We start from the raw sequence: 25,986 nt of genomic DNA on the forward strand, positions 1-25,986 counted from the left end.
ATGTCAGTCGTTCCCCAGGTAGGCTTCGCGGATTTCCACCGGCGCGAATGGCCAGCAGCGGTTGACCCTGGCCCAGATTGCGAACACCACGAGACCGGCGACGATCCACGCACCGGACAGGATCAGCGACATCGTGGACGCCGATACGTAGACGTAGATCCAGCCCAGCAGCGCCACCACGCACGGTATCGGATACAGCCATTGCCGGTATGGCCGGATCAGCAGCGGCTGGCGCTTGCGCAGCACCACCAGCGCGGCTATCTGCGCGATGGATTGCACGATGATGGTGGCAGCCAGCAGCATGTTGATGACTTCGGTGAGGTCGAAGAACGTGCCGATCGCCGTCACCACGCCCATCGTGAGGAGAGCCACGTGCGGGAAGCCGTGCTTCGCGTGCAACTTGCCGAACACCGACAGGAACACCTTTTCGTGCGCTGCCTGGAACGGCACGCGCGAGCCACCGAGCAGGCCCGCGAACACCGAGGCGAACGCGGTGACGATGATCAGGATGGTCATGCCCGCGGCGGCCAGATGCCCCCAGCTGCGCTCCACCACCAGCGAGGCCACCGACCTGGACTGGGCGATCTCCTGCCACGGCGCCACGCCGAGCACGCTGAGGTTGAGCACGAGATAGACGACCATCATCGCGATGATCGAGATGATGATGGAGCCGGGCATCGTGCGGCCGGGGTTGCGCAGCTCGTCGCCCATGTAGGCGGTGGTGAAGTAGCCGAGGTAGTCGTAGATGCCGAGGATCAGTCCCGCGCCCAGGCCCACGAAGAAGTGGCTGCCAAACGCGCCGGCCGGGTAGCTGAAGGCGTACGCCGGGTGGAAGTCCGAGAAGCCCGCCGCCGACACGCCGATCACCGACACCAGCATGATCACCCACAACGCGATGGTGATCGCGCGGATCGACTCGATCCGCCGGTACAGCAGCCAGGTGACGAGGCCGGTCGCCGCCAGGCTGACCAGATGCACCGGCCACCAGCCCAGGTGCGGGAAGAAATATTCCAGGTACTCGACCATGCCGATGATGCCGGTCGACATCAGCAGCGGGATCGTCAGCAGCACCGTCCAGATGAACAGGAACGGCATCAGCTTGCCGGTGCGGTACTGGAACGCTTCACGCAGGTAGACGTAGGTTCCACCGGAACCCGGCATGGCCGCGCCCAGCTCCGCCCACACCAGGCCGTCGGCCACCGCGAGGAGGGCGCCGGCGATCCAGCCGATCATCGCCTGCGGGCCGCCCATGGTGGCGACCATGATCGGGATGGTGATGAACGGCCCGATGCCGCACATCTGGGTCATGTTGATCGCGGTGCCGGAGAACAGGCCGATCGATCGGTGGAAGCCGTCGCTGCGGGCGGGCTGCTGTGCGCTGGAATCTGGCATGTCTGTCCGGCCGTTGTGGATTGGATGCAACGCGTTGCGCTCGAGCCGCTGCGGTGGCGCCATGCCCGCGGCAGCGGGCATGGCGCCAGCATCGGGGCCGGAGCGGCGAGGGAACCGCTCCGGTCGCCTCGATCACCACTGCCCGCGCACGCCGACCATGAACATGCGCTCGGAGAAGTTCGAGTGCGCCGGCTGGTCGGGCCACACGAGGTAGTACTTCTGGTACTCATTGGTAAGGTTGGTGCCGTCCACGAACACCTCGGCGTACTTGTTGATCTTGTACGAGACCGATGCATCGAGGTACTTCTGCGGCGCCTCGTACATCTCCATGCCGGTGATACCGCCCACGCTGTCCATCACCGCGCGCCGCGAACGGTAGTTGTACGCGAGGCGGGCCTGGAAGCGGTCGTCCTGGTACCACAGGATGAAGTTGCCGGACTTGGTGGAGTTGTCCTGGAACGGGATCTTGGCGCCGGACAAGTCCCGTTCGCCCGAGTTGCTGGGCGCGTAGGTGGCGTTCACCTCCATGCCGGTCTTGGACAGGATGCCCGGCAGGAAGGTGAAGCCCTGGCGGTAGTCGAACTCCGCGCCGTGGATGCTGTTGCCGGTGCCCTGCACGGGCTCGTTGATCACGATGCAGTGGTCGCGCACCACGCCATCCTCGTCCGGCAAGGTGCAGTTGGTCACGCTGCCGCTCTTGATGAAGCTCTGCACGTTGATGCGGAACAGCGCGAGGCTGAGCATGCTGGTGGGGTTGATGTAGTACTCCAGCGACGCGCCGTAGTTGGTGGAGCGCCACGGGTTGAGGCTGGGGTTGCCGCTCGACTGGCCGTTCGCGACGCGGAAGATCGGCCCCTGCGGCGTCTCCATCAGCGAGTAGTTCAACTGCAGCCCGCCGCCCCAGGTGCTGAGGTCCAGCGGCATCATGTTCTTGGAATAGGCCAGCCGGAATTTCAGCTGGTCGGTGATGTCCAGCGAGAAGTTGGCCGACGGCAGCACGTCCTGGTAGCTGCGGTTGGTGATGGAGGTGCCGACGTCGGCGGGTTCGTCGCCGTACGAACCCGGGTCACCGCTCAGGTGCTGGGTGACGTTCAGATGGGTGCGGATCACCCGCACGCCGACGTTGCCGCTGTACGGCATGTTGCCGAGGGTGCCGCTGAAATCACCCTGCAGATAGCCCGTCAACTCCTTCAGCCCCACGCCCCAACTGGTGCCCGGCTCGCCCACCTGGACGGTATCGGGGTAGAGCGACTTCCAGTATGCGATGGGGTTGATCATCGCGGAGGGGTTGATCGCCCAGAAGTTGATGCCCGAGCCGAGCAGGTTGGTGTACTGCTTGAAGTTGCCCGACAGCGGCGCGGCGGTGTTCGGCATCGATATGGCGGACAGCGGCCCCGCGCGGAAGTAGCCCTGGTCGTTGCCCGCGGTGCACGAGCCGCTGTTCATGACCACGTCGGCGCCGACGTAGCGCACCAGGCAGCCGTTCGGATCGGTGGCCCCCATGCCGGCATAGACCGGCGTTTCCAGCGTCCAGCCGAGGTTGTTCGCGCTGCGGATGCTGTTGCGCACGCCGAATTCGAGCTGGAAACCGTCCTGGAAATCGTACTTGCCGTCGAAGCGCAGCGCGTTCAGTGCCACCTCGCGGTTGTAGTCCCCGGAGGATTCCAGCGTCTTCATCGTCCAGCCTGCGGGGTTGGCGAAATCGGTCGCTAGCGAGGAGGGCATGCTGACCGTGAGGTAGCGGCCGCCGAAGTTCGCGATGATCGGCACCGTGTTCTGCGGCACGCCATTGGCATTGAACACGCGGTTGCCGCCCAGTTGCGACGGATAGATCATGGTGCCGTCGGGAACGGACACGCCGTCGTTCAGCACGTTGGGCCACAGGGCGCCGTCGGAGTCGGAGATGTTGACGTCGGTCTCGACGTTCGACTGCGACGCGGTGTCGCGGATCCCACGCAGGCTGGCCGTGAAATTGCCGCCGTTGTCGTAGTCCAGCTGCAGGTTGAAGTTCTTCGCGACCGAACTCTTCTGGATGATCTGCGAGTACGACTCCACGTCGCCCGGCCACTTCTCGTACACCTGCGTGGTGAACAGCTGCGAACCCTCCCAGCCCGGCTCCGGCGTGCCGTAACTGCCGAGCGCGGGGCTGCCGGTATTGCGCGATTGCAGCGGCACGTAGGTGGCGCCCTGCCAGTTGGTGGAGTTGAACTGGATGCCGAAGTTGCGGTCGTACTCGCGCTGCTGCGAGTAGAAGTAGTCGCTGGTCAGGCTGAAGCCGTTGCCGAGGTCCATCTGGAACGAGGCATTGCCGGATTTGCGCTTGCGCTGGGTGGTGATGTCGTTGAGGCCGATGTCCTGACTGCCCATGAACACGCCGTTGGACTTGCCGTCGCCGTTGACGTCCACGCTGCCATCGGCGTTCTGCCGGATCTGCGAGGGAATGGGTGCGCCGTTCCACGACGTCAGGAAGCCGCCGTAGCCGCCTGCGCTGGTGGCGTTCTCGCCGTTCAGCACCACGCCGTACTGGTCGAGGCCCTCGGTGGAGTTCGACCGCCTGGTGTTGGAAAAGTCGGCCGACACCAGCAGGCCCCAATGGCCGTCGTCGTTGAACGAGATCAGGCCGTTGGCCTCGGGCCCCCAATGGCGGGTGGTGCTGCCGCGCTCGCCGTTGGCGGAATAGCTGTAGGTGAATCCGCTGGGCAGATCCCAGGGGCGATAGGTATGCAGGTTGATCGCGCCGCTGATGCCGCTGTCGGTGGTGTCGGCGGTAGCCGACTTCAGCACGTCCACGCCGTGGAACAGCGTGGACGGCAGCATGGTGAAGTCGGGCTGCTGCGAGTCGATCTGGTCCGCCGTAATGAACACTTCGCCGTTCAGCATGGTGCCGACCTGGGGCAGGCCGCGCACGTCCACCGAGGTGCCCACGCCGGCGTCGCGGTTGATCTGCACGCCGGTGACGCGCTGCAGCGAGTCGGTGATGGTCACGTCGGGCAGTGCGCCGATGTTTTCCGCCGTGATGCTGTCCTGGATGTTCGGCGCATCGCGCTTCAGGTCGATCGCGCGCATCTGCGACGCGCGCACGCCGGAGACGGTGACGGTGGACAAGGTGACTGCCGCTTTCTCCTTCGCGGCGTCGGCCTTGGACTTGGCTTTCGCGGCATTGGCCGGCAACGCAGCCTGCGCGTCTTGCGGTGCGGCGGCCTGCGCTCCCGGGTTGTCCGCCTGGGCACCCGGGCGCGGTGATGCCATGGCGGAGGTCGCCACGGCGGCGAGCAGCGACATGGAGATGGCGAATGACAATGGGTGCTTGCGATGGTCGGTGGACATGGACTTTGCCTCTCGGTTGATGTCGGTCGAATCCCAACTGCTCCGCGTTGCTTCAAAACCTGCGCATCCGGATGACGTCCGCCGTGCGACGCGGCACGGTGCGGCGGTCACTCGATGCAACCGGCGTGGCGCTGCGCGCCATCACCGTTTCCCCGTTCGGCGCTCCCCCTGCGGAACGCCGGTTTTCGTGCTGTCTTTCGAAAACGTGATGCGGGCCAGCGCCCACTGCCCGTCGCGCGGGTCGCCCGTGACGACGATGCACAGGTCGCGGGCGCCGTTGCCCGGCGTCGTCGCGATCGGTGCGCCGAGGCGGGTCTGTCCCGGTGCCTGCGCCACCGGCGCCAGCGGCAGGCGGGCGAGCAGCGGCCCCGTGCAGGAGTCGGCATGGATCTCGAACTCGCCGGACGCGCTGGCCTTCGGGCGCACCACGGCATCCTTCGCCTCGTCGCCGAAGCGCCATGTCACGCGCGCCACGCTCAGGTCGACGTGCGTGACGCCTGCCAGCGGCGCCTGCGGCCACAGCCAGCACATGTCGCCGACCTCCATCGTGTAGACCGGCCGCGGACCCCGTGTCGGCTGCTGGCCGCCCAGGCGCATGCCCGGCTGGTGCGAGCAGGTGGCGAGCTGGCTGCCGTCGCGGCCGAGCAGGGTCGCGGCATCCAGTACCTTTGTGCGCGGCGCGGCGAGTGGGTAGCCGTCGGGCGCGAAGGTTGCCGCGCGCAGCATCGTCCGGTCTCGTGCAGGGAGTGCCAGCGGACGGACATATGGCGTGGAAGTCGGCGTCGGCGTGGAACCGTCGGTCGTGTAGCGGATCGTGCCGAAGTCGGTCTGGTTGGCGAGCGCGACGCGCAGCGTGTCGCCGGCACCTGCCGTCACCTCGAAGGCGGCCGCAAACGCCGTGTCGGCATAGTCGATGCCGAGGGCGCGGTAGCGCGCCAGCTCGGCGGGCAAGCGCTGCAGGAAACCGCGCCAGTCGTGCGCGGCCGCCGGCGACCAGCCCAGTTCCGCCAGGGCGGCGATGCGCGGGTACAGCGCATGCTGGTCGCGCGCGAAGTCCGGCATCAGTTCGGTCCAGAGCCCGGCCTGCACGCCGATGACGTGGCCGGCTTCGGCCGCGCTGGCGCCGTGCGGGATCACGATCGTGTCGTAGGCCTGCCGCAGCGTCGCCATCGGCGGCTGCCCCGGCCATTCGTCGGGCAGGCCGGACTGGTAATGGTCGAAGTACAGCGACTCCTGCGGCGTCATCACCACGTCGTGGCCTTGCCGCAGCGCGGCCAGCGCCACGCGCTCGCCGTGGTCGCCGTGCCAGGACATCACCACTTCCGCAGCTGGCAGCGTCGCGCCCGCGACCAGTTCGTCGTCCCAGCCCACCGGCGTGCGTCCGTGCGCGACGAGATGCGCGGCGACCTGGCCCGTGAACCAGCCCTGCAGCTGGTCCATGTTCGCGAGGCCCAACTGGTGCAGCTGCGCCTGTACCGCGGGCGACGCGATCCACTGCTGCTTGTCCGCTTCGTCGCCGCCGATCGAGACGTACTTCGAGGGGAACAGCCGCATCACCTCGTCGAGCACGTCGTCGACGAAGCGCAGGGTCTTCGCGTCGGGCTTCAGCAGCCACGGGCTGACGCCCCAGTCGGTCCACACGGGCGGACGCCGGCCGCTGACGCCCAGCCACGGATACGCGGCGATGGCCGCCTGCGCATGCCCGGGCAGGTCGATGCCCGGCACCACGGTGACGTAGCGTTCGGCCGCGTAACGCACGATCTCGCGCACCTCGGCCGCGGTGTAGTGGCCGCAGTAGGGTTGGTCGGGCGAGCCAGTCAACTCGGCATCGAGGCCCACTGCATTGCGGCAGGCGCCGGTTTTCGTCAGTGCGGGGTACCCGGGGATGTCCAGGCGCCAGCCCTGGTCCTCGGTCAGGTGCCAGAGCAGCACGTCGAGCTTGTCGAGCGACATCCAGTCGATCAGCCGCTCGATCTCGGCCACGCTCTGGTAGTGCCGTCCGGAGTCGAGCAGCAGCGCGCGCCAGGCGAAGCGCGGGTGGTCGTCGATCTCGCCCGCGGCCACCACGGCCGCGCTGCCGCGGGTCCAGCCGGGCGGCGTCAGCAACTGCCACAGCGTGACGCTGCCGTAGAACGCGCCGCGCGGCGTGCGTGCGGTGATCCGTATGCCCCGGTCGCCGATCGCGATGCGGTAGCCGGCATCGCCCGCCACGTCCGCGTGCGGGTCCACGTCGAATGTGATGGCGGCGCGCGCATCGGCCGCCGCCGTCGCGCGCAATCGCAGGCCGCGCGTATCGGCCAGCAAATGCACGAACCGGTCCGCGATGGCTTGCAGCTGCGGCCGATCCGCGCCGCGCACGGCGATCACGGCACCATCCGCAATCTCGACCGCGGGCAATGCGGCGGGGTGGGCGTAGGCGGGCTGCGGCAGCAGCGACCAGGCAGGCGCGGCCGGTGTCGCCGTGGCGACGCCCATGGTCGCCAGCCACGCGGCGGCGAACGCGGCGAGCCCTTTTCCCGCACACGCCCGCGCGCCCGGCTGTCGGGAAAAGCGCGGCGCCGATGTCGCGATGACGTTCACGGGGCCGGACCGCCTGCCGCGGCGGGGCGCGGCGTCGTTGCCGCGGACGTGCCACGTCCGAGGTACCACCTCGCCGCGCCCAGCACGCCCTGGCGTCCGTGCTCCGTCACCCATACCGGAACCTGCGACAGGAACGCGCGCACGCTGCGTCCGTGCAGGAAGCGCTCCTCGAAATCGCTGCGCGCCAGCAGGCCGAACATCGAATCCAGGAAGCCGCCGGCCAGGTACACGCCGCCGCTGGCCATGTAGGCCATGGCCAGGCTGCCGGCGAAACTTCCCAGCGCCGCGCAGAAGACCTCCATCGCTTCCGTGGCTTGCGCATCACTGCAGGCCATGGCGGCCGCGGTGACGGCCGCGGGTGTGGCCAGCCAGGGCGTTGTCCCGTGCAAGGCGCACAGGGTCCGGTAGAGGGTCAACAGGCCGGGGCCCGACACGATGCGCTCGCACGGCAGGTAACCGCCATCCGGCACCAGCTGCGCGAGGATCTCGCGCTCGCGGATCGAGTGCGGCGCGAAATCCATCTGGCCGGCTTCCGTGGCCAGCACGCCGCCGCCAGCGGGACCGGACAGGCGCACCGCCGCGCCCAGGCCGGTACCGGGACCGATCACCAGCGTCGGGCCATCGACGTGGCGATCCGGCCCGCACAGCAGGCGGCCGCCGCAGGCCAGCGGGTTGTCGAGCGCGTACCCCAGCGCCTCGAAGTCATTGAGCGCGGCGAGGTCGTCCAGCGCCAGCGCCCTGCGCACCGACGGCAGGTGAATGGGCCAGGCGGAGTTGTCGTTGAGCACCTCGTCGCCCATCAGCTGGCCGGCGCAGGCGAGCACGCAGCGCCGCACCGGGGCCTGCACCTCGTCGTCGACGAAGGCCTGCAGCAGTTCCGCCAACCCGCCGAAATCCCCGCAGGCGAACTTGCGGTAGGCCAGCACCTCGACCGCGCGTCCCCCGTCCTGGGCGACCTGGATCAGCGCCACGCGGGCGTGCGTGCCGCCGACGTCGGCCGCCAGGAATGGCGTCGTCGAAACACTTGCCGGTCGATCCGGTTGGTCGATTGCCGCGTTCACCGTGCTCCCCCGCAACGGAACGGGTGACAGCTTGCGAGTCGTTGACACCGGTGTCAATCCGCAACGCAGAACGCCGTGACGCAACCGATGTGAGCGTGCAATTCATTGAAGATGTTGAATTAAAAGAGACGACTCGGGCATGGTCATGCCTTTGAAATGCTGTGTCGCACCATTCCGTGGTGCCGCGGCGGGCCGGCTGTGGCGGCGATCGGGAACAGGGTCGGTTTCCATGGGCGCGCAGCGGCGGCGCGATAGAATGCCGCGATGGATATCTTCAAGACCTTCACCCTCGAGGCGGCGCACCGCTTGCCGAATGTGCCGGCGGGGCACAAGTGCGCGCGCCTGCACGGACACTCCTTCCGCGTGGAGATCCACCTCAGCGGCGAGCTGGGCGCCGACAGCGGTTGGGTAATGGATTTCGCCGACGTGAAGGCGGCGTTCCAGCCCTTGTACGACCGGCTCGACCACCACTACCTCAACGAGGTCGAGGGGCTGGAAAACCCCACCAGTGAGCGGCTGGCGATGTGGATCTGGGAGCGCCTCAAGCCGGCGCTGCCGCTGTTGTCCGAAGTCGCCGTGCACGAGACCTGCACATCGGGCTGCCGCTACCGGGGGTAGGCCGGAATCCGGGTCCGGCGGGAAAGCGAACGCTCCGGCATCGTTCCTGGCGCCCGGACCGAACGCCCGCGCGAGCGGGAGACCGGTGCGGCCGGAGGCCAGGAATCGCCTGCATTCCTGAGCCTGTCGACGCGAGTATTGCGGCGTTGCGACAGCCGCGTGACTGATCCAATGATGTGTATATCCTGAATATTTTCACAGTGGTCTTGCCTGACCGCAAAAAATATATTGCATTGCACAAAAAAGCTTGCTAGAGTGCTTGCCACTACCCGCAAACCCCACGAGGGCAAGCTCATGAACCAGCAGTACAGCAACCAGTTTTTCGCCTACACCAAGCAGATCACCGAGGGCGCGTTCAAGGCGCAGTCGCTGGCCCTGAAGAGCCTGGAGACGGTCGCCGGGCTGCAGCTCAAGGCGTTTGAGCAGCAGACGCGCGATTCGGCCGCCTTCGTGGCCGAGGCGCTGGAAACCCGCGACGCCGACGCCCTGCGCGGCCTGTGGGAAAAGGGCGCCAGCCTCAGCCGCGAGCAGGCCGAGCGCGCCGTGGCGGTTTCGCAGGAAATCATCGCCGTGACGCAGAAGGCTGCGGAGTCGCTGCAGGCGCTGGTGCAGGAACAGCGTCAGGCCGTGAACGAGGCGGTCGTCGCGCCGGCCGCGAAGAAGGCTGCCGCGAAGTAAGCCAAGCAACAACTTCAGTGGCACCCTGCCGGCGGCTCCCTCCCTCCCGCGCGGCAGCTAGGGCCGGACTTCCCCAGTCCGGCCCTTTTCTTTGGTGAATCAGGCGACAACGTCCGCACTCGAAGCGTGCTGCGGGACAAGTTGCCGCAGCGTTCGCGGCTTGTCGCTGCAAGCGGCGCACTGATATACTTTTACGGATTGAATCATGGTTCGTGGCTGTATCGGTGCCACCTGGTGGAAACCGGTGCGGAGAGGTTACGTGCTCAACAGTCTCGACGCCGGTCGGCGCCTCGCACTGCGCACGGTGCTGCTGCAACTCGCGGTGGCGGCGATGGTCGGCGCGGTGTTCCTGCTGAAGGGGCATCGGGAGGCGGTTGCGGCCGCGGCCGGAGCTTTCACGGTGGCGCTGGGTACCGCGCTGATGTCCGTGCAGGTCTTCGGTCGCCTGGTCGGCGGCGCGGCGGCTTTCGCCCGCCTGCTGCTCGGCATGCTGCTGAAGTGGGCAGTGGTCGTCGGTGGGCTGGGGTTGATCCTGTTTCAGTACAAATTGCCGCCGCTGGCCGCCGTGACGGGGCTGGTGGCTGCCTACGCGGTTTATCTGATGGCGTTCAGATTCAAGGGTTGATGCATGGCAAGCGAGCCGGGCGGTCTTTCCGAATACATCCAGCACCACCTCACGCACCTCGTTCCGCATGCGAGCAAGGGCGGTTTCTGGGCGGTGCATCTTGACTCGATCACGGTGTCGCTGGTGCTGGGCGTGCTGTTCTGCCTGTGGTTCTGGTCGATGGCTCGTAAGGCTACCTCTGGTGTGCCGAGCAAGGGCCAAGCCTTCGTGGAAATCATCCTCGAATTCGTCGATGGCCAGGTCAAGGACGTATTCCATGGTGACCGCCGCGTGCTGGGCCCGTTGGCGCTGACCGTGTTCGTCTGGGTGTTCCTTATGAACGCGATGGATCTGCTGCCGGTCGACCTGTTGCCCTGGATTACCGAGAAGTTCGGCATCGGCCACTTCCGCGCCGTGCCCACCGCCGACACCAACATGACTTTCGCGATGTCGATCACGGTGTTCCTGCTGATCATCGTCTACAGCTTCAAGGCCAAGGGCTTTGGCGGCTACATGCACGAGCTGTTCACCGCACCGTTCGGCAAGCACCCGCTGCTGTGGATCCCCAATTTCCTGCTCAACCTGGTCGAGCTGGTGTCCAAGCCGGTGAGCCTGGCGATGCGTCTGTTCGGCAACATGTACGCGGGCGAGCTGGTGTTCATGCTGATCGCCGGCTTGTTCAGCGCGGGCGCCGGCGCGGCCGGCTGGGCGCTGTACGGCGCCGGCATCATCGGCTACACGGTGTGGGGCATCTTCCACATCCTGATCATCTCGATCCAGGCCTTCATCTTCATGGTGCTGACCATCGTGTACATATCGATGGCGCACGACCATCACTGATTCCAGTCCTGTTTCAGTTCTTCAACCCTTCAACGCAACAAGCATTTTTCTTTTTCGAGGAGATCACCGTGGAACTAGTCGCTCACATTGCTCAAGTCCAGGGCTTCACCGCCATCGCGCTCGGCCTGATCATCGGCCTCGGTGCGCTGGGTGCCTGTATCGGCATCGGCGTGATGGGTTCGAAGTTCCTGGAAGCCGCTGCCCGCCAGCCGGAGCTGGTGCCGCTGTTGCAGGGTCGCATGTTCCTGCTGGCCGGCCTGATCGACGCGGCGTTCCTGATCGGCGTGGCGCTGGCGATGTACTTCGCTTTCGCGAACCCGCTGCTGTCGAATTTGACGGCCGCGGCTGGTCACTGATCGCCCTGGTTCACGGCGCCGTCCCGGCGGCGCCGTTGCCTCGTGCGGGAGCTTCGGCACCCGCGCTCGTAAATCCACGTTACAGGTAACGCAGCGATGCTTCCCAACGGCACTCTGATCGGCGAAATGATTGCTTTCGCCATCCTCATCTGGTTCTGCGTCCAGTTCATCTGGCCGCACATCAGCAAGGCCATCGAGGAGCGGCAGATCAAGATCGCCGAGGGCCTCAGCGCCGCCGAGCGCGCGCACGCCGAGCTGAAGGCGGCCGACACGAAGGTGGCGGACGAGGTGCGCAAGGCGCGCCAGCAGGCGTCCGAGATCATCGACAAGGCGCAGCAACAGGCCAACGGCATCCTCGACAAGGCCCGCGCCGACGCGATCGTCGAGATCAATCGGCTGAAGGCCGCCGCGCAGGACGACATCGCCGCGATGGCGCAGCAGGCGCGCGAGCAGCTGCGCGAGCGCGTGGGTGCGCTGGCCGTGCAGGGCGCGTCGAAGATCGTGCAGCGCGAGGTGGATGCCTCGACGCACAAGGCGTTGCTCGACCAGCTCGCCGCCGAGGTCTGATCCATGGCCCAGGCAATCACTCTCGCCCGTCCCTACGCTCGCGCCGCGTTCGAGCTGGCACATGCCAGCGGCGCGCTGGCCGCGTGGTCGCAGGCGCTGGGTTTCGCCGCCGCGGTGGCCAGCGACGCGCGCGTGGCCGGCCTCGGCAACGATCCGCGCGTGCAGCCGGCGCAGCTGGTGGCGCTGCACCTGCCCGCGGGCATGACGGCGGATGCGCCGTTCGCGCAGTTCCTGGGCGAGTTGGCTGAAAACCGCCGCATGGCGCTGCTGCCGGAAGTGGCCGCGCTGTACGAGCAGTACCGCCGCGAGTCCGAGTCGCAGCTGCTGGTCAAGGTGACCAGTGCGATGGCGCTGGACGCGGCGCAGGCCGAGCAGCTCAAGGCTTCGTTGAAGCGCCGCTTCAAGCGCGAGATCGAACTCGATGCACGGGTCGACGCCTCGCTGCTGGCCGGCGTGGTGATCGACACCGGCAGCGAAGTGATCGACGGCTCCGCGCGCGGGCGCCTCGAGCGTCTGGGCAACGCCCTCGCAAGTTGAGTTTCACGCGAAGTCCGCTTCGCGAAGAGCAAAACCGGCCACCCATGGTCGGACAATCAAAGTTTTCACGCGAAGTCCGTTCGCGAAGAGCAAAAAACCGGCCGTCCGTGGCCGGACTCTTGAAAGAACGCCTCAAATTTCAGGATATCGACCCATGTCCAGCACCACCCTGAACCCGTCCGAGATCAGCGAACTGATCAAGAACCGCATCGAGCAGTTCAAGCTCGGCGCCGAGGCCCGCAACGAGGGCACGATCATCAGCGTGTCCGATGGCATCGTGCGCATCCACGGCCTGGCCGACGTGATGCAGGGCGAAATGATCGAGCTGCCGGGCAATGCCACGGCGCTGGCGCTGAACCTGGAGCGCGATTCGGTCGGCGCGGTGGTGCTGGGCGAATACCAGCACCTGCGCGAAGGCGACGTCGCCAAGACCACCGGCCGCATCCTCGAAGTGCCGGTCGGCCCGGAGCTGCTCGGCCGCGTGGTCGATTCGCTGGGCAACCCGATCGACGGCAAGGGCCCGCTCAACGCCAAGCTCAGCTCGCCGATCGAGAAGGTCGCGCCGGGCGTGATCTGGCGCAAGTCGGTCGACCAGCCGGTGCAGACCGGCTACAAGTCGGTCGACTCGATGATCCCGATCGGCCGCGGCCAGCGCGAGCTGATCATCGGCGACCGCCAGACCGGCAAGACCGCGCTGGCGATCGATGCGATCATCAACCAGAAGGATTCGGGCATCTTCTCGATCTACGTGGCGATCGGCCAGAAGCGCTCGTCGATCGCGAACGTGGTGCGCAAGCTGGAAGAGAACGGCGCGCTGGCGAACACCATCGTGGTGGTCGCCTCCGCTTCCGAATCGGCCGCGCTGCAGTACATCGCGCCGTACGCCGGCTGTGCCATGGGCGAATACTTCCGCGACCGCGGCCAGGACGCGCTGATCGTCTATGACGATCTCAGCAAGCAGGCCGTGGCCTATCGCCAGATCTCGCTGCTGCTGAAGCGCCCGCCGGGTCGCGAAGCCTACCCGGGCGACGTGTTCTACCTGCACTCGCGCCTGCTCGAGCGGGCTTCGCGCGTCTCCGAGGAGTACGTCGAGAAGTTCACCAATGGCGAAGTGAAGGGCAAGACCGGTTCGCTGACCGCGCTGCCCATCATCGAGACCCAGGCCGGCGACGTATCCGCGTTCGTGCCGACCAACGTCATTTCGATTACGGATGGCCAGATCTTCCTGGAAACCGACCTGTTCAACGCCGGCATCCGCCCGGCCGTGAACGCCGGCATCTCGGTGTCGCGCGTGGGTGGTTCGGCGCAGACCAAGATCGTCAAGAAGCTCTCCGGCGGCGTGAAGCTGGCGCTGGCGCAGTACCGCGAGCTGGCGGCGTTCGCGCAGTTCGCCTCCGACCTCGACCCGGCTACCCGCGCGCAGCTTGATCGTGGCCAGCGCGTGACCGAGCTGATGAAGCAGTCGCAGTACGCGCCGCTGTCGATCGCCGAGCTGGCGCTGTCGGTGTACGCGGCCGAGAAGGGCTACCTCGACGACCTGCCGGTGAACAAGGTGCTGCCGTTCGAGAAGGGCCTGCACGCCTTCATGCACCAGAACCACGCCGAGCTGATGAAGAAGATCGTCGCCACCGGCGCCTGGGATGCCGAGATCGAAGGCGTCTTCAAGGCCTCGCTGGACGAGTACAAGAAGACGGGTAGCTGGTAAGAGCAGCGGGGAGCAGGGAGCGCCACCACCCCGTTCCCCAGACCCCGTTCCCCGAGCGAGCACAGCGAGCGAAATAGATGGCCAGCGGACGCGAAATCAAAACCAAGATCAAGAGCACGCAGAACATGCGCAAGGTGACGCGCGCGCTCGAAATGGTCTCGGCCTCGAAGATCCGCAAGGCGCAGGATCTGATGAAGGCCTCGCGTCCCTATGCGCGTTCGATGCGCAAGGTGATCGCGCACGTGGCCCAGGCCAGCACCGACTTCAAGCATCCGTTCCTGGTCGAGCGGGAGAACGTGGCGCGGGTGGCCTACATCGTGGTGTCCACCGACCGCGGCCTGTGCGGCGGCCTGAACTCCAACATGTTCCGCCGCCTGCTGCCCGCGATCCGCGAGTGGCAGGACAAGGGCGTGCAGGTCGACGTGGTGGCGATCGGCCAGAAGGCGCTGCAGTTCTTCCGTCGCATCAAGGGCGTGAACCTGGCCGGCAGCACCACGCACCTCGGCGAGCGGCCGAAGCTGGAGCAGCTGATCGGCGTGATCAAGGTGGTGCTGGACGCCTATTCGGCGAACGCGCTGGACCGCGTGTTCCTCGCCTACAACGACTTCGTCAACACCATGACGCAGAAGCCGACCATCGACGCGCTGCTGCCGCTGCCGCTGGTGGCCGCGGAAATGGAAGCGCACCAGGCGGCCGGCGAGTCGGCGTATGCCGGCATCAAGCTGGAGCAGGCCCACGACTGGGACTACATCTACGAACCCGACGCGCAGACCGTGCTGGAGCACGTGCTGGGCCGCTACATCGAGTCGGTGGTGTACCAGGGCGTGCTGGAGAACCTCGCCAGCGAGCACGCCGCGCGCATGGTCGCGATGAAGAGCGCGTCGGACAACGCGAACAAGGTGATCGACACGTTGACCCTGGTCTACAACAAGACCCGGCAGGCGGCGATCACGCAGGAAATCAGCGAGATCGTCGGAGGAGCCGCTGCGGTTTGACCGCAGCTGCTCTCAAGAAAGAATTCATGGCGACGCGAAGCGGCGCCGCAACAGACACTAAAGATCCATCCGGAGCACATCCATGAGCCAGGGCAAAGTTGTTCAGATCATCGGCGCGGTCATCGACGTCGAGTTCGCGCGCGATCAGGTGCCGCAGGTGTATGACGCGCTGAAGATCGACGGCACCGAGATCACGCTGGAAGTGCAGCAGGTGCTGGGCGACGGCGTGGTGCGCACGATCGCGCTGGGTTCCACCGACGGCATGAAGCGTGGCCTCGTGGCCCGCAATACCGGCGAAGGCATCAAGGTGCCGGTGGGCAACGCCACCCTGGGCCGCATCATGGATGTGCTCGGCAACCCGATCGACGAGGTCGGCCCGATCAACGCCGAGGATCGCTGGGTGATCCACCGCGAGGCGCCGTCGTATGCCGACCAAGCGTTGGCCAACGAGCTGCTGGAAACCGGCATCAAGGTGATCGACCTGGTCTGCCCGTTCGCCAAGGGCGGCAAGGTCGGCCTGTTCGGCGGCGCCGGCGTGGGCAAGACGGTGAACATGCTGGAGCTGATCAACAACATCGCGACCCAGCATTCGGGCCTGTCGGTGTTCGCCGGCGTGGGCGAGCGCACCCGCGAAGGCAACGACTTCTACCACGAGATGCAGGACGCGGGCGTCGTGAAGCTGGACAACCTGCCCGAGTCCAAGGTGGCGATGGTCTACGGCCAGATGAACGAGCCGCCGGGCAACCGCCTGCGCGTGGCGCTGACCGGCCTCACCATGGCCGAATACTTCCGCGACCAGAAGGACGCGTCCGGCAAGGGCAAGGACGTGCTGTTCTTCGTCGACAACATCTATCGCTACACCTTGGCCGGCACCGAAGTGTCCGCGCTGCTCGGCCGCATGCCGTCGGCGGTGGGCTACCAGCCGACCCTGGCCGACGAGATGGGCGTGCTGCAGGAGCGCATCACCTCGACCAAGACCGGTTCGATCACCTCGATCCAGGCCGTGTACGTGCCCGCGGACGATCTCACCGACCCGTCGCCGGCCACCACCTTCGCGCATCTGGACTCCACCGTGACCCTGTCGCGCCAGATCGCCTCGCTGGGCATCTACCCGGCGGTGGACCCGCTGGACTCCACCAGCCGCCAGCTCGATCCGCAGGTGGTGGGCACCGAGCACTACGAAGTGGCCCGTCGCGTGCAGGGCATGCTGCAGCGCTACAAGGAACTGAAGGACATCATCGCGATCCTCGGCATGGACGAGCTGTCCGAGGAAGACAAGCAGGTGGTGGCGCGCGCGCGCAAGTGCGAGCGCTTCTTCAGCCAGCCGTTCCACGTGGCCGAGGTGTTCACCGGCGCGCCGGGCAAGTACGTGTCGCTGAAGGAAACCATCCGCGGCTTCAAGATGATCGTGGAGGGCGACGTCGACCACTTGCCCGAGCAGGCGTTCTACATGGTCGGCGGCATCGACGAGGCGATCAAGAAGGGCGAGGAGATGGGCGCCAAGAAAGCCGCTTAAGCGGCTTTCGCGAGAGCAGGCGCGAGCCGGCGACATTGCCGCGACTTGAGCCTGTTTTCCCCCACCCATCGTTTCCCGCGAACGTGACGAGTAAGCAACCATGACCACCCTCCGAGTCGACATCGTCAGCGCCGAAGCCGAGATCTTCTCCGGCGAGGCCACGATGCTCGTCGCCACCGGCGAGCTGGGCGAGCTTGGCATCACGCCGCGCCACGCGCCGCTGATCACCCGCCTCAAGCCGGGCCATATCGACGTGGTGCTGACTGCGGGCGAGCGCCAGCAGTTCTACATCTCCGGCGGCATTCTCGAGGTGCAGCCGCAGGTGGTCACCGTGCTGGTCGACACCGCGATCCGCGCCGCCGACCTCGACGAGGCCGCCGCGCAGCGCGCGAAGAAGGAAGCCGAGGACGCGCTGGCCAACCGCACCGACGCGCTGGAAGTGTCCGAGGCGCAGGCCAAGCTGGCCCAGGCGATGGCCCAGCTGCAGGCGCTGGAGCGGCTGCGGAAAAACCTCAAGCATTAGTCTGTGCGCTCGTCCGTGAGCGCAGGGCAGGATCAAGAAGCGGCCATCCATGGCCGCACTCAGGGATGAAGCGGTCGCTTTTATGAGTATTGCGGAAAGAGCGCCGGCCTTGCGCCGGCGTTTTCGTGTCCGGTAATCATCTATACGATCGGTGCTTCAAATTACGTATGTAATTTGATAGCGTTGCCGACACTCGCCGGATGGAGAGGGTCGTGATGGCGCGCATGAGGTTGCTGGCTCCGGGCATGGTCGTGCTGGGCGTGGCGGCTTGTGCCACCGTTGCTGCGCCGCCTGCGAGAGCGCCGAACGAAGGCTCGGCCAGCTACCGGATGCTGGACGACGGCTACGTGGCGCATTACCAGCTGGCGATGGGTGACACCGCCACGGGTGCCACGCCGTTTCGGCGCGTGACGCCGGTGTATCCACCGGAACAGCTCGCGGCCTGCCCGCCGGTGCAAGAGGTGCGGGTGCAGGTGATCGTGGACGAGGAGGGCAAGGTCAGCGACGTGCGTGATCTGTCGACGGACGAAGTGTCGGCCGCGTCGCGCAGTCCGTCGTTCTACGCCGCCGTGCGCGCGGCAGTGCTCCAATGGGAGTTCAACCCGTTGCGCATCAACCACTGGGCCGCGGACGCGGACGGCAACACCCACGCGGTGGACAGCAAGACCAAGCCGTTCAGCCTGAGCTACGCGTTCCGCTTCGAGTGCCACGCCGGCAAGGCGACGGTGATGTCCGTGCCGGCGCAGGGTTGAGCCGGCGTCCGGCAGGGGGCTGATAGACTCCGCGGATTCTCCACGTCAGGGCAGACCCGCATGAGCCAGGCCCCGCTCCACGTCATCGTCCTCGCCGCCGGCGCTGGCACGCGCATGAAATCCGTGCGCCCCAAGGTGCTGATGCCGCTGGCCGGGCGGCCGCTGCTGGCGCACGTGCTGGCCACCGCGCGAGCGCTGCAGCCGGCGGCGATCCACGTGGTGTACGGCCACGGTGGCGACCAGGTGCGGGCCGCGTTCACGGGCAACAAGGATCTGCACTGGGTGCTGCAGGCCGAGCGCCTCGGCACCGGCCACGCGGTGGAGCAGGCGCTGCCCGGGGTGCCCGACGCGGCGCAGGTGCTGGTGTTGTACGGCGACGTGCCGCTGACCCGCACGGAGACCCTGCGCGAATTGGCGCAGGTGGAAGGCGGCTTCGGCCTGCTGGCGATCCGCGTGGCCGAGCCGCACGGCTACGGCCGCGTGCTGCGCGACGGCAACGGCCACGTGCGTTGCGTGATCGAGGAAAAGGACGCCGACGACGAGCAGCGCGCGATCGACCTGGTCAACACCGGCATCCTGGTCGCGCCCGCCGCCGCACTGCGGGTGTGGATTGCCGGGCTCGACCGTGACAATGCACAGGGCGAGTACTACCTCACCGACATCTTCGCGATGGCGAACGAGGAAAAGCGCCCCGCGCTCAGCGTTGAATGCAGCGATCCGGTGGAAGCATCCGGCGCGAACGATGCCCTGCAGCTCGCGACGCTCGAAACCGAATACCGCCGGCGCGCTGCGGACGCGCTGATGCGGGCCGGCGTCCGGCTCGCCGATCCTGCGCGCATCGACGTGCGCGGCGCGGTGAACGCCGGCCACGACGTGGAACTGGACATCGACGTGATCCTCGAAGGCGAGGTGGGTCTCGGCAACGCAGTGCGCGTGGGCCCGTTCACTCGCCTGAAGGACGTGCGTCTCGCCGCCGGCACCGTGGTACAGGCGCATTGCGACCTGGAAGGCGTGGTCACCCACGGCCCCTGCACGATCGGCCCGTTCGCGCGGCTGCGCCCCGGCACCGAACTGGACGCCGGCGTGCACGTGGGCAACTTCGTCGAGACCAAGAAGACCCGCATCGGCGAGAACAGCAAGGCCAATCACCTCAGCTACCTTGGCGACACCGTGATCGGCCGCGGCGTCAACGTGGGCGCCGGCACCATCACCTGCAACTACGACGGCGTGAACAAGTTCGTCACCCACATCGGGGACGGCGCCTTCATCGGCTCCAACGCCGCGCTGGTGGCGCCGGTGACGATCGGCGCGCAGGCCACCATCGGCGCCGGCTCGGTGATCACCCGCGACGCGCCCGCGGGCGAGCTCACCATCGCGCGCGGGCGCCAACTGACGCTGGCAGGCTGGCAGCGGCCGGTGAAGCAGAAGTGAGTGAATAGGAGTGAGGAGTGAGAGAAGGCAACGGCGCGGCGCGCTTCAGCCCTTCTCTCGCTGCTCACTCCTCGCTCTAGGCGTAGCGCCAGCCGTCCAGCTCCACCAGCAGCTCGCTGCGGCAGACATCGCCGTGCAGCAGCAGCACCGGCACGCCGGGCAGGTGCTGCTGCAGCCGTTCGCGTACGCGCGGCGCGTCGGCGGGGTGGCGCACGTAGGCTTTCAGCGGCGCGTGAGTGTCGAAGCCGGCGGGCATGCCGGCGCTGGCAAGCAGCGCTTCGAGGTTGATCAGGATCTCGTCGAGCTGCGCCACCGTGTCGCCTGCGTGGGCGGAGGCGTGGCCCACCACGGCGGCGGTGCCGGAGATCGCCAGCGCGTCCTGCGCGGGCAGGCGCATCGCGCGGGCGAAGCCGGGGGCGGTGCGGCCGTACTGGCGCGGGTAGCGCCAGGCGCTGACCTGGCGCGGATTCTCCACCGTGGTGCCGGCGTGCGCGCTGGCGAGCAGGTAGACCTGCAGCAGATGCGGATCGCCGTGATGGCCGATCGCGGTGGCGGCGGGGTAGCCATTGGCGAACCAGTCGCCGCAACCCTCGGCGCGGCCGTCGCAGAACAGCTTGTAGCGCTCGGTGTCGCCGTCGCCCTGGTTGATCGCGCCCTGGTAGTTCCAGAGGCGCAGCACCTGGCGTTCGTCGCGGCCGTGGATGAACTCGCGCAGCTGCATGTAGGCGACGCGGGCCGCACCCGCGGGGCCGCCGTGTTCGCGTTCATCCAGTTCCAGCGCGGCGTACAACCAGCCCCCGCCGGCCGACCAGCGCAACGCACCGTGGCGACCGTGCTGCACCGGTCCGTCGACCTGCCATGCTTCCAGCGATGCGGGGGCGTCGAAGGCTTCCAGCGGTACGCGCAGCCAACGCGGGTCGTCGATGTCCGCAGCGTGGCCGCCGAAGCCGAACACCGCCAGCGTGCCGGGCTCGGCCAGCAGGGCGGCGGCATTGCTGCTGCGATAGGCGATGCGTGGAGCACGCGTCAGGCCGGGTTCGGCCAGCCGGTTTTCACAACCCTCGATCATGCTTCCAACCGGTCAAGACAAGAGCCCCATGTTACACTTCGCCGTCGCTTTACACTGTTTCGACGACGTTTCCCGAGCTTCCGCGCACATGGCCGAATTGACTCCTGCCCAGCACGAGCTGGCCACCCTGATCGTGGAAAGCCTGAACCTCGAAACGGTCGATCCCGCGAAGATCGATCCGGACGCGCCGCTGTTCGGTGGCGAGCTGGGGCTCGATTCGATCGACGCGCTGGAGATCGCACTGGCGGTGTCCAAACGCTACGGCTTCCAGCTGCGCTCGGACCATCCCGAGAACCAGCACATCTTCGCCAGCTTGCGCGGCTTGAGCGCGTTCGTCGAAGCGCATCGCGCGCCCGGCTGAAGCCGCCTGCGGCATGAGCGAGGCCACGCACTGGCGCCAGCATCGCGAAGGCGGCAGCCGCTTCGCGTACCGGGTGATCCGGCTGCTGGCGCTGCACGGCGGCCGCCGTTTCTGCCGGTTGCTGATGTATCCCGTGACGCTGTATTTCTTCCTGCGCCGCGGCGCCGAGCGGCGCGCCTCGCGGCAATACCTCACGCAGGTGTTCGGGCATGCGCCCGGCCCGTGGCCGATGCTGCGCCAGTTCCACGCTTACGCAGTCACCACGCTGGACCGGATCTTCCTGCTCGCGCACGGCGAACGCGGCTTCGCGATCGAGATCGAAGGACTGGCGGAGCTGGAACGGCGCATCGCCGAAGGCCGCGGCGTGCTGCTGGTCGGTTCGCACCAGGGCAGCTTCGAGGCCTTGCGCGCGCTCGGCGCTCGGCGTCCCGACGTACCGTTGCGCGTGGTGCTGGACAAGAGCAAGACGCCGGCGATGACCGAGCTGCTGGAGGCGTTGGCGCCGGAGGTGGGCGCGGCGGTGATCGACGCCGCGCAAGGCGGCGCCAATGTGGTGCTGGCCGCCGCCGAAGCCTGCCGGCAGGGCGCGATGGTGGCGCTGCTGGCCGACCGCGCGGGCGAGCACGAAGCGCAGCGCGCGGTGGATTTCCTCGGTGCACCGGCGCCGCTGCCGGTGGGACCGTGGCTGCTGGCGAACGCGCTCAAGGTACCGGTGCTGCTGTGCTTCGGCCTGTACCTGGGCGGCAACCGCTACCGGCTGGTGTTCGAGCCGTTCGCCGAGCGCGTGGAGATTCCGCGCGAGACGCGCGGCCCGGCGCTGGACGCGCTGCTGACGCGTTACGCGCAGCGGTTGGAGCATTACGTGCGGGTGGCACCGTACAACTGGTTCAACTTCCACGATTTCTGGCAGCGGCCCGCCGACGGTTCTGCATCTCTGTAGCAGCGCACCCTGTGCGCGAATGCTCTGGCGCTTCGACCGGAGCCAAAAGCAATCGCGCACAGGGTGCGCTCCTACGCGCTGACCAGCGGGTCGTGCGTGCCCTCGATCACCCGCGGCGCGGTGTGCGAGCGCCGGTAGCTTTCCGCCATGCGGCCGTAGTGGAATACGCGGCCCACGGTGTAGGCGGTGATGTGCAAGGTATCGCGCACCGGCCGCAGGTGGCTGGCGCGCGCGCCGGGCGGATAGCGCGAAGCGATCGGCACCGCGACCACGCCCATGCCCAGCTCGCGCGAGGCCGCGATCAGGATCGCCGCCTCGAACACGAAGTTCTGCGCCGGCAGGTCGACCAGGTCCAGCGCGGCGCGCGGATACCAGCGCTGGCCGCTCTGGGTATCCGCCACCGGCTGGCCGCAGCCCCAGGAAATGCCCCAGTCGGCGAACGCGTTCGCGCGGCGGCGCGCCTTCGGCTGCTGCGCCTTGTCGAGCAGGCGCGCGGCTATCACCAGTTGGCCGGGATACGCGGCGGCGGCGGCGGCGATGCGCGGGATGTCGGCCGCCAGGTGCTGGCCGTCGCCATCCATCGTCAGCACCGCTTCGTAGCCCTGGCGCAGCGCCTCGCGGAAACCGTCGCGCAGCGCCTGGCCCTTGCCCTGGCGCTGCTCGTGGCGCAGCACCGTCACCGGCAGCGTGGCCAGGATCTCCGGCGTGCGGTCGTCCGAGCCGTCGTCGACCACGATGACGGGGACGTTCAGAGCCAGTACCGACTCGACCACGCCGCGGATCGCCGCCTCCTCGTCGAGGCAGGGGATCAGCACGCACCAGCGGGGCAGGGCAGGGTTCACGCAGCGGGCTCCACGGCTATCAGCAGGTCCAGCGCGGCGGCGAGTTCGAGCCGGCAGCGGCCGCCGGCTCCGGCCAGCAGTGCCAGCAGCGGCAGCGCGGCGGCGGCGGGATTGCCAACCGCCGCATCGGGCAGCGTAGCGGGCGGCGGCGTCGACGAGGCGTGATCCGCCGGCAGTTCCAGCCGCAGCCGCGCCAGCGTGGTCGTACCCGCTTCCGGCGCCAGCAGCAGCGCACAGCCGAAGGCGCGGTCGCAGCCGGTCATTTCCAGCAGCGGGCCGCGCCCCGCGATGTCGCTGCACGCCAGCAGCACCGGGCGCCGTTCGGCCAGCGCCTGGGTGGATGCTTCCAGCAATGCGGCGGCAAAGCTGCGGGCGCCGGCACAGACCGCGCTGGACGGCGCGCGGCAGCCGGTGGCGATGGTCCAGTAGCCGGCCGGCGCGTTGTGCACGGAATGGTGGAAGCGGGTGGGCGAGAGCTCGGCCGGCGCGCGCGCCAGCGTGGCGCAGATCGCGTCGGTGATCGCCTGGTCGCCGTGCGCCGAGGCGAACACGCAGGCCAGCGTGGCGGGGTCACGCCCGCTCATCGCCAGCGCCTGGCCGGCGACTTCCACTGCGAGCCGCACGCTCTCCGGTGCACGGCGGCGTTCGTTCGCGGGCAGCAGCGCGGAGGTCGGCGCGGCGGGTGCGACAGGCGCGTCGCCATTGAGTCGGGCGCGCAAGGCGGCGAAGTCCGCGAACTGCGGCGACCACAACCCGATGCCCTCGACGAACAGATCCAGTGGCTTCATGGCGAGCGCCCGAACACGAGACAGGCATTGTTGCCGCCGAAGCCGAAAGAATTGCTGAGCGCCACGTCCACGCATCGCGTTTCGTCTTGCCAAGCGAACTGCGGCCCGCAAGCGGGATCGGGCGTGGCGGCGCCGAGGTTGCCGGGCACGAAATCGTGCTCGATCGCCTGCAGCGCAATCGTGGCCTCGACGATGCCCGCCGCGCCCAGCGTGTGGCCGGTAAAGCCCTTGGTCGAACTCGCGCGCGTGCTCGCAGGGAAACGGCGCGCCAGCAACGCGGCTTCCATCGCGTCGTTCTGCCGGCTGGCGGTGCCGTGCAGGTTCACGTAGTCGACTTGCGCGGCGGCCAGGCCGGCACGGGCCAGTGCCGCGTCCAGCGCCAGCTCCGCGCCCTGGCCCTCGGGGTGCGGCGAGGACATGTGCCAGGCATCGCTGGCCTCGCCGTAGCCGAGCAGGCGCGGCGCCCGCGGCGCGGCCTCGACACGTTCCAGCAGCGCGAAGCCGGCTGCCTCGCCGATCGAGATGCCGTCGCGCCCGGTGTCGAACGGGCGGCAGGCGGTGGGCGCGATCAGTTCCAGCGCGTTGAAGCCGAACAGCACGTTGTCGCAGAGGCTGTCCACGCCGCCGACCACCGCCGCGTCGGCGAGATCGAGCTGGAGCAGGCGCGCGGCGCTGGCGAACACCTTGGCGCTGGACGAGCAGGCGGTGGAGATCGTGAGGCAGGGGCCTGCCAGCGCCAGCGCGGCGGCGGCAAACGCGCTCAGCGAATCCGGCGCATGCAGCGCGGGGCGGCGCAGATCGGCGGGGAAACGACCATCGGCGTCGAGCCGGCGATAGGCCTCCTCGGTGGCGCCGATGCTGGCGGTGGAGGTACCCAACAACAGCGCCACGCGGCGCACGCCGTAGCGTGCGCGCGCCGCGTGCACGCGGTCGAGGAAATCGTCCTGCTGCAGGCCCAGCCAGGCGAGACGGTGGTTGCGGCAATCCCAGTCGGCGAGTGCTGGCGGCAGCGCCGTGGTTTCCAGGCCGTCGACGCGGCCGACCCAGCCCAGCCGCGGCGCGCTGCCGAAATCGTTGGCGCGCAGGCCGCCGCGGCCGAGCCGCAGCGCGTCGTGCTGGGCTTGCAGCCCGCGACCGAGCGCGGAGCTGACCGTGCAGGCGCTGACCGCGAGCGGGCGCATCGGTGTCGTCATCGCGCCAGCCTAGCGAGCGCCTTCCGCGGTGCCTAGCTTGCATGTCGCAGGCGGCGCAGGTGCGTTCAGCTGCGGTGCGCTCCTGATCCCGGGCAAGCCCGCGCGACGCCTCGTCGCAGCGGTGACGGCAACCGCTCTTGCTAAGCTCGCACCGATATCAACGGAGTCACCGCGATGAGCGAACAAGCCGACCGCGCCGAAACCTTCCTGCGCGAATTGCAGGACCGCATCTGCGCCGAACTGGAGCGGCTGGACGGTTCGGCGCGTTTCGTCGAGGACGCCTGGACCCGCGCGGCGGGCGGCGGCGGGCGCACCCGGGTGCTGCGCGACGGCGCGCTGCTCGAGCAGGCCGGCGTGAATTTCTCGCGCGTCAGCGGCAATCAACTTCCACCCAGCGCCACTGCGCATCGGCCGGAGCTCGCCGGCGGCAGCTTCATCGCCACCGGCGTGTCGCTGGTGCTGCATCCGAAGAATCCCTACGTGCCGACCACGCACGCGAACGTGCGCTACTTCGAGGCCAGCAAGCCGGGCGTGGAGCCGGTGTGGTGGTTCGGCGGCGGCTTCGACCTCACCCCGTACTACCCGTTCGACGAGGACGTGGTGCACTGGCACACGGTAGCGCGCGACCTGTGTGCGCCGTTCGGCGCGGACACCTATCCGCGCTACAAGCGGTGGTGCGATGAATACTTTTACCTGAAGCACCGCGACGAGACGCGTGGCGTGGGCGGCCTGTTCTACGACGACCTCGACGAAGGCGGTTTCGAGCGCTGCCTCGATTTCACCAAGGCCGTGGGCCAGGGTTTCCTCGACGCCTGGCTGCCAATCGCCGCGCGCCGGTGCGACACCCCGTATGGCGAACGCGAGCGCGAGTTCCAGCTGTACCGCCGCGGCCGCTACGTGGAGTTCAACCTGGTCTACGACCGCGGCACGCTGTTCGGCCTGCAGTCGGGCGGTCGCACGGAATCCATCCTGATGAGCCTGCCGCCGCGGGTGCGCTTCGAGTATGCGTACCAGCCGGAACCTGGCTCCGCCGAGGCACGTCTGGCGGAATACCTGCAGCCGCACGACTGGGTGTAGCCGGCTCGTCTCAGGCTTCTGCCCTGAAACCCGCGGCGCGCAGGCAGCGGATATAGGCGACGCTGCGCATGCTGACGCCCGTGCTGTCGATGGCATGGGCCTTCGACACGGTGGCCTGTACGCGGCAGCTGCGTTCGGCGTGCTGGCGCAACGCGACGCGGTTCAGAGGTGTGCCGGCGCAGCCGGCCAGCACCGCGACGACGATGGTCGCGGCGAGGATACGGGTGTTCATGG

25 protein-coding genes are annotated in these 25,986 nt (G+C 67.9%); 16 read left to right on the forward strand and 9 right to left on the reverse strand.

The annotated features are described in order from the left end of the window. Nucleotides 1-3: 3 nt before the first annotated feature. From B0E52_RS11995 to B0E52_RS12010, 4 genes are all read right to left on the reverse strand, one after another. Nucleotides 4-1,392, reverse strand: coding sequence for an APC family permease (locus B0E52_RS11995; protein WP_077484070.1), 1,389 nt, complete (start codon nt 1,390-1,392; stop codon nt 4-6). A gap of 132 nt (nt 1,393-1,524) precedes the next feature. Continuing rightward, on the reverse strand, nt 1,525-4,641 hold the full coding sequence (locus B0E52_RS12000; RefSeq protein WP_254426782.1) for a TonB-dependent receptor: 3,117 nt from the start codon (nt 4,639-4,641) through the stop codon (nt 1,525-1,527). A gap of 219 nt (nt 4,642-4,860) precedes the next feature. Beyond that, nucleotides 4,861-7,194, reverse strand: a complete 2,334-nt coding sequence (locus B0E52_RS12005; protein ID WP_168174184.1) for a family 20 glycosylhydrolase — start codon at nt 7,192-7,194, stop codon at nt 4,861-4,863. Between the two features lie 101 nt (nt 7,195-7,295). After that, entirely contained in the window at nt 7,296-8,360 is a 1,065-nt protein-coding gene (locus tag B0E52_RS12010) for a glucokinase (RefSeq protein WP_077484073.1), read from the reverse strand. 264 nt (nt 8,361-8,624) lie between these two features. On the opposite strand from B0E52_RS12010, the gene queD reads away from it, so the two are divergent. The 13 genes from queD to glmU all read left to right on the forward strand — a co-directional run bounded on the left by queD (nt 8,625) and on the right by glmU (nt 19,482). After that, entirely contained in the window at nt 8,625-8,978 is a 354-nt protein-coding gene (gene queD / locus B0E52_RS12015) for a 6-carboxytetrahydropterin synthase QueD (protein ID WP_077484074.1), read from the forward strand. 294 nt (nt 8,979-9,272) lie between these two features. Further along, nucleotides 9,273-9,656, forward strand: coding sequence for a phasin family protein (locus B0E52_RS12020; protein ID WP_077484075.1), 384 nt, complete (start codon nt 9,273-9,275; stop codon nt 9,654-9,656). Between the two features lie 259 nt (nt 9,657-9,915). After that, nucleotides 9,916-10,281, forward strand: coding sequence for a hypothetical protein (locus B0E52_RS12025; protein ID WP_077484076.1), 366 nt, complete (start codon nt 9,916-9,918; stop codon nt 10,279-10,281). Nucleotides 10,282-10,284: 3 nt separating this feature from the next. Further along, nucleotides 10,285-11,100: a F0F1 ATP synthase subunit A gene (atpB, locus tag B0E52_RS12030; protein WP_077484077.1), complete on the forward strand. Its 816-nt coding sequence runs from the start codon at nt 10,285-10,287 to the stop codon at nt 11,098-11,100. Nucleotides 11,101-11,162: 62 nt separating this feature from the next. Continuing rightward, nucleotides 11,163-11,456: a F0F1 ATP synthase subunit C gene (gene atpE / locus B0E52_RS12035; protein WP_217316683.1), complete on the forward strand. Its 294-nt coding sequence runs from the start codon at nt 11,163-11,165 to the stop codon at nt 11,454-11,456. 96 nt (nt 11,457-11,552) lie between these two features. Next, nucleotides 11,553-12,023, forward strand: a complete 471-nt coding sequence (locus B0E52_RS12040) for a F0F1 ATP synthase subunit B (RefSeq protein WP_077484079.1) — start codon at nt 11,553-11,555, stop codon at nt 12,021-12,023. Between the two features lie 3 nt (nt 12,024-12,026). Then, complete coding sequence (locus B0E52_RS12045; protein ID WP_077484080.1) at nt 12,027-12,560, forward strand: F0F1 ATP synthase subunit delta; 534 nt, start codon at nt 12,027-12,029, stop codon at nt 12,558-12,560. Nucleotides 12,561-12,714: 154 nt separating this feature from the next. Further along, the gene (gene atpA / locus B0E52_RS12050) at nt 12,715-14,265 is read left to right on the forward strand and encodes a F0F1 ATP synthase subunit alpha (protein ID WP_077484081.1); all 1,551 of its coding nucleotides are present in this window, start codon (nt 12,715-12,717) and stop codon (nt 14,263-14,265) included. Nucleotides 14,266-14,342: 77 nt separating this feature from the next. Continuing rightward, nucleotides 14,343-15,260, forward strand: coding sequence for a F0F1 ATP synthase subunit gamma (gene atpG / locus B0E52_RS12055; RefSeq protein WP_077484082.1), 918 nt, complete (start codon nt 14,343-14,345; stop codon nt 15,258-15,260). 82 nt (nt 15,261-15,342) lie between these two features. Further along, complete coding sequence (atpD, locus tag B0E52_RS12060; protein ID WP_077484083.1) at nt 15,343-16,776, forward strand: F0F1 ATP synthase subunit beta; 1,434 nt, start codon at nt 15,343-15,345, stop codon at nt 16,774-16,776. A gap of 100 nt (nt 16,777-16,876) precedes the next feature. Further along, entirely contained in the window at nt 16,877-17,299 is a 423-nt protein-coding gene (locus B0E52_RS12065; protein ID WP_077484084.1) for a F0F1 ATP synthase subunit epsilon, read from the forward strand. A gap of 224 nt (nt 17,300-17,523) precedes the next feature. Then, complete coding sequence (locus B0E52_RS12070; RefSeq protein ID WP_254426783.1) at nt 17,524-18,051, forward strand: energy transducer TonB; 528 nt, start codon at nt 17,524-17,526, stop codon at nt 18,049-18,051. Between the two features lie 60 nt (nt 18,052-18,111). Then, nucleotides 18,112-19,482: a bifunctional UDP-N-acetylglucosamine diphosphorylase/glucosamine-1-phosphate N-acetyltransferase GlmU gene (glmU, locus tag B0E52_RS12075; protein WP_077484086.1), complete on the forward strand. Its 1,371-nt coding sequence runs from the start codon at nt 18,112-18,114 to the stop codon at nt 19,480-19,482. A 76-nt stretch (nt 19,483-19,558) separates the two neighbouring features. On the opposite strand, the gene B0E52_RS12080 is transcribed toward glmU, so the two are convergent. After that, nucleotides 19,559-20,551 (reverse strand): pteridine-dependent deoxygenase, encoded by a 993-nt coding sequence (locus B0E52_RS12080; protein ID WP_077484087.1) that lies wholly within the window; start codon nt 20,549-20,551, stop codon nt 19,559-19,561. An 88-nt stretch (nt 20,552-20,639) separates the two neighbouring features. Between B0E52_RS12080 and B0E52_RS12085 the strand changes: the two genes are divergently transcribed. Both B0E52_RS12085 and B0E52_RS12090 read left to right on the forward strand, forming a co-directional pair. Continuing rightward, nucleotides 20,640-20,912, forward strand: coding sequence for a phosphopantetheine-binding protein (locus B0E52_RS12085; RefSeq protein WP_077484088.1), 273 nt, complete (start codon nt 20,640-20,642; stop codon nt 20,910-20,912). A gap of 13 nt (nt 20,913-20,925) precedes the next feature. Continuing rightward, nucleotides 20,926-21,852: an acyltransferase gene (locus B0E52_RS12090; RefSeq protein ID WP_077484089.1), complete on the forward strand. Its 927-nt coding sequence runs from the start codon at nt 20,926-20,928 to the stop codon at nt 21,850-21,852. 71 nt (nt 21,853-21,923) lie between these two features. Here B0E52_RS12090 and B0E52_RS12095 read toward each other — a convergent pair whose 3' ends face one another. The 3 genes from B0E52_RS12095 to B0E52_RS12105 are packed head-to-tail and all read right to left on the reverse strand — an operon-like array spanning nt 21,924 to nt 24,675. Continuing rightward, nucleotides 21,924-22,694 (reverse strand): glycosyltransferase family 2 protein, encoded by a 771-nt coding sequence (locus B0E52_RS12095; protein ID WP_077484090.1) that lies wholly within the window; start codon nt 22,692-22,694, stop codon nt 21,924-21,926. Further along, a complete protein-coding gene (locus B0E52_RS12100) occupies nt 22,691-23,482 on the reverse strand; it encodes a beta-ketoacyl synthase chain length factor (protein WP_077484091.1) in 792 nt (263 codons plus the stop codon). Before B0E52_RS12100 ends, B0E52_RS12095 begins: the two co-directional genes overlap by 4 nt. Beyond that, nucleotides 23,479-24,675 carry a beta-ketoacyl-ACP synthase gene (locus B0E52_RS12105; protein ID WP_174575563.1) on the reverse strand — a complete coding sequence of 399 codons (1,197 nt, stop codon included), beginning with the start codon at nt 24,673-24,675 and terminating at the stop codon, nt 23,479-23,481. Before B0E52_RS12105 ends, B0E52_RS12100 begins: the two co-directional genes overlap by 4 nt. Nucleotides 24,676-24,849: 174 nt before the next feature. On the opposite strand from B0E52_RS12105, the gene hemF reads away from it, so the two are divergent. Next, nucleotides 24,850-25,752 (forward strand): oxygen-dependent coproporphyrinogen oxidase, encoded by a 903-nt coding sequence (hemF, locus tag B0E52_RS12110; RefSeq protein ID WP_077484093.1) that lies wholly within the window; start codon nt 24,850-24,852, stop codon nt 25,750-25,752. Between the two features lie 10 nt (nt 25,753-25,762). Here hemF and B0E52_RS12115 read toward each other — a convergent pair whose 3' ends face one another. Beyond that, on the reverse strand, nt 25,763-25,984 hold the full coding sequence (locus tag B0E52_RS12115; protein WP_077484094.1) for a hypothetical protein: 222 nt from the start codon (nt 25,982-25,984) through the stop codon (nt 25,763-25,765). Between the last annotated feature and the right edge of the window lie 2 nt (nt 25,985-25,986).

Origin of the sequence: Rhodanobacter sp. C06, from assembly GCF_002001105.1 — a bacterium.
In the GTDB taxonomy this organism is placed as follows: domain Bacteria; phylum Pseudomonadota; class Gammaproteobacteria; order Xanthomonadales; family Rhodanobacteraceae; genus Rhodanobacter_A.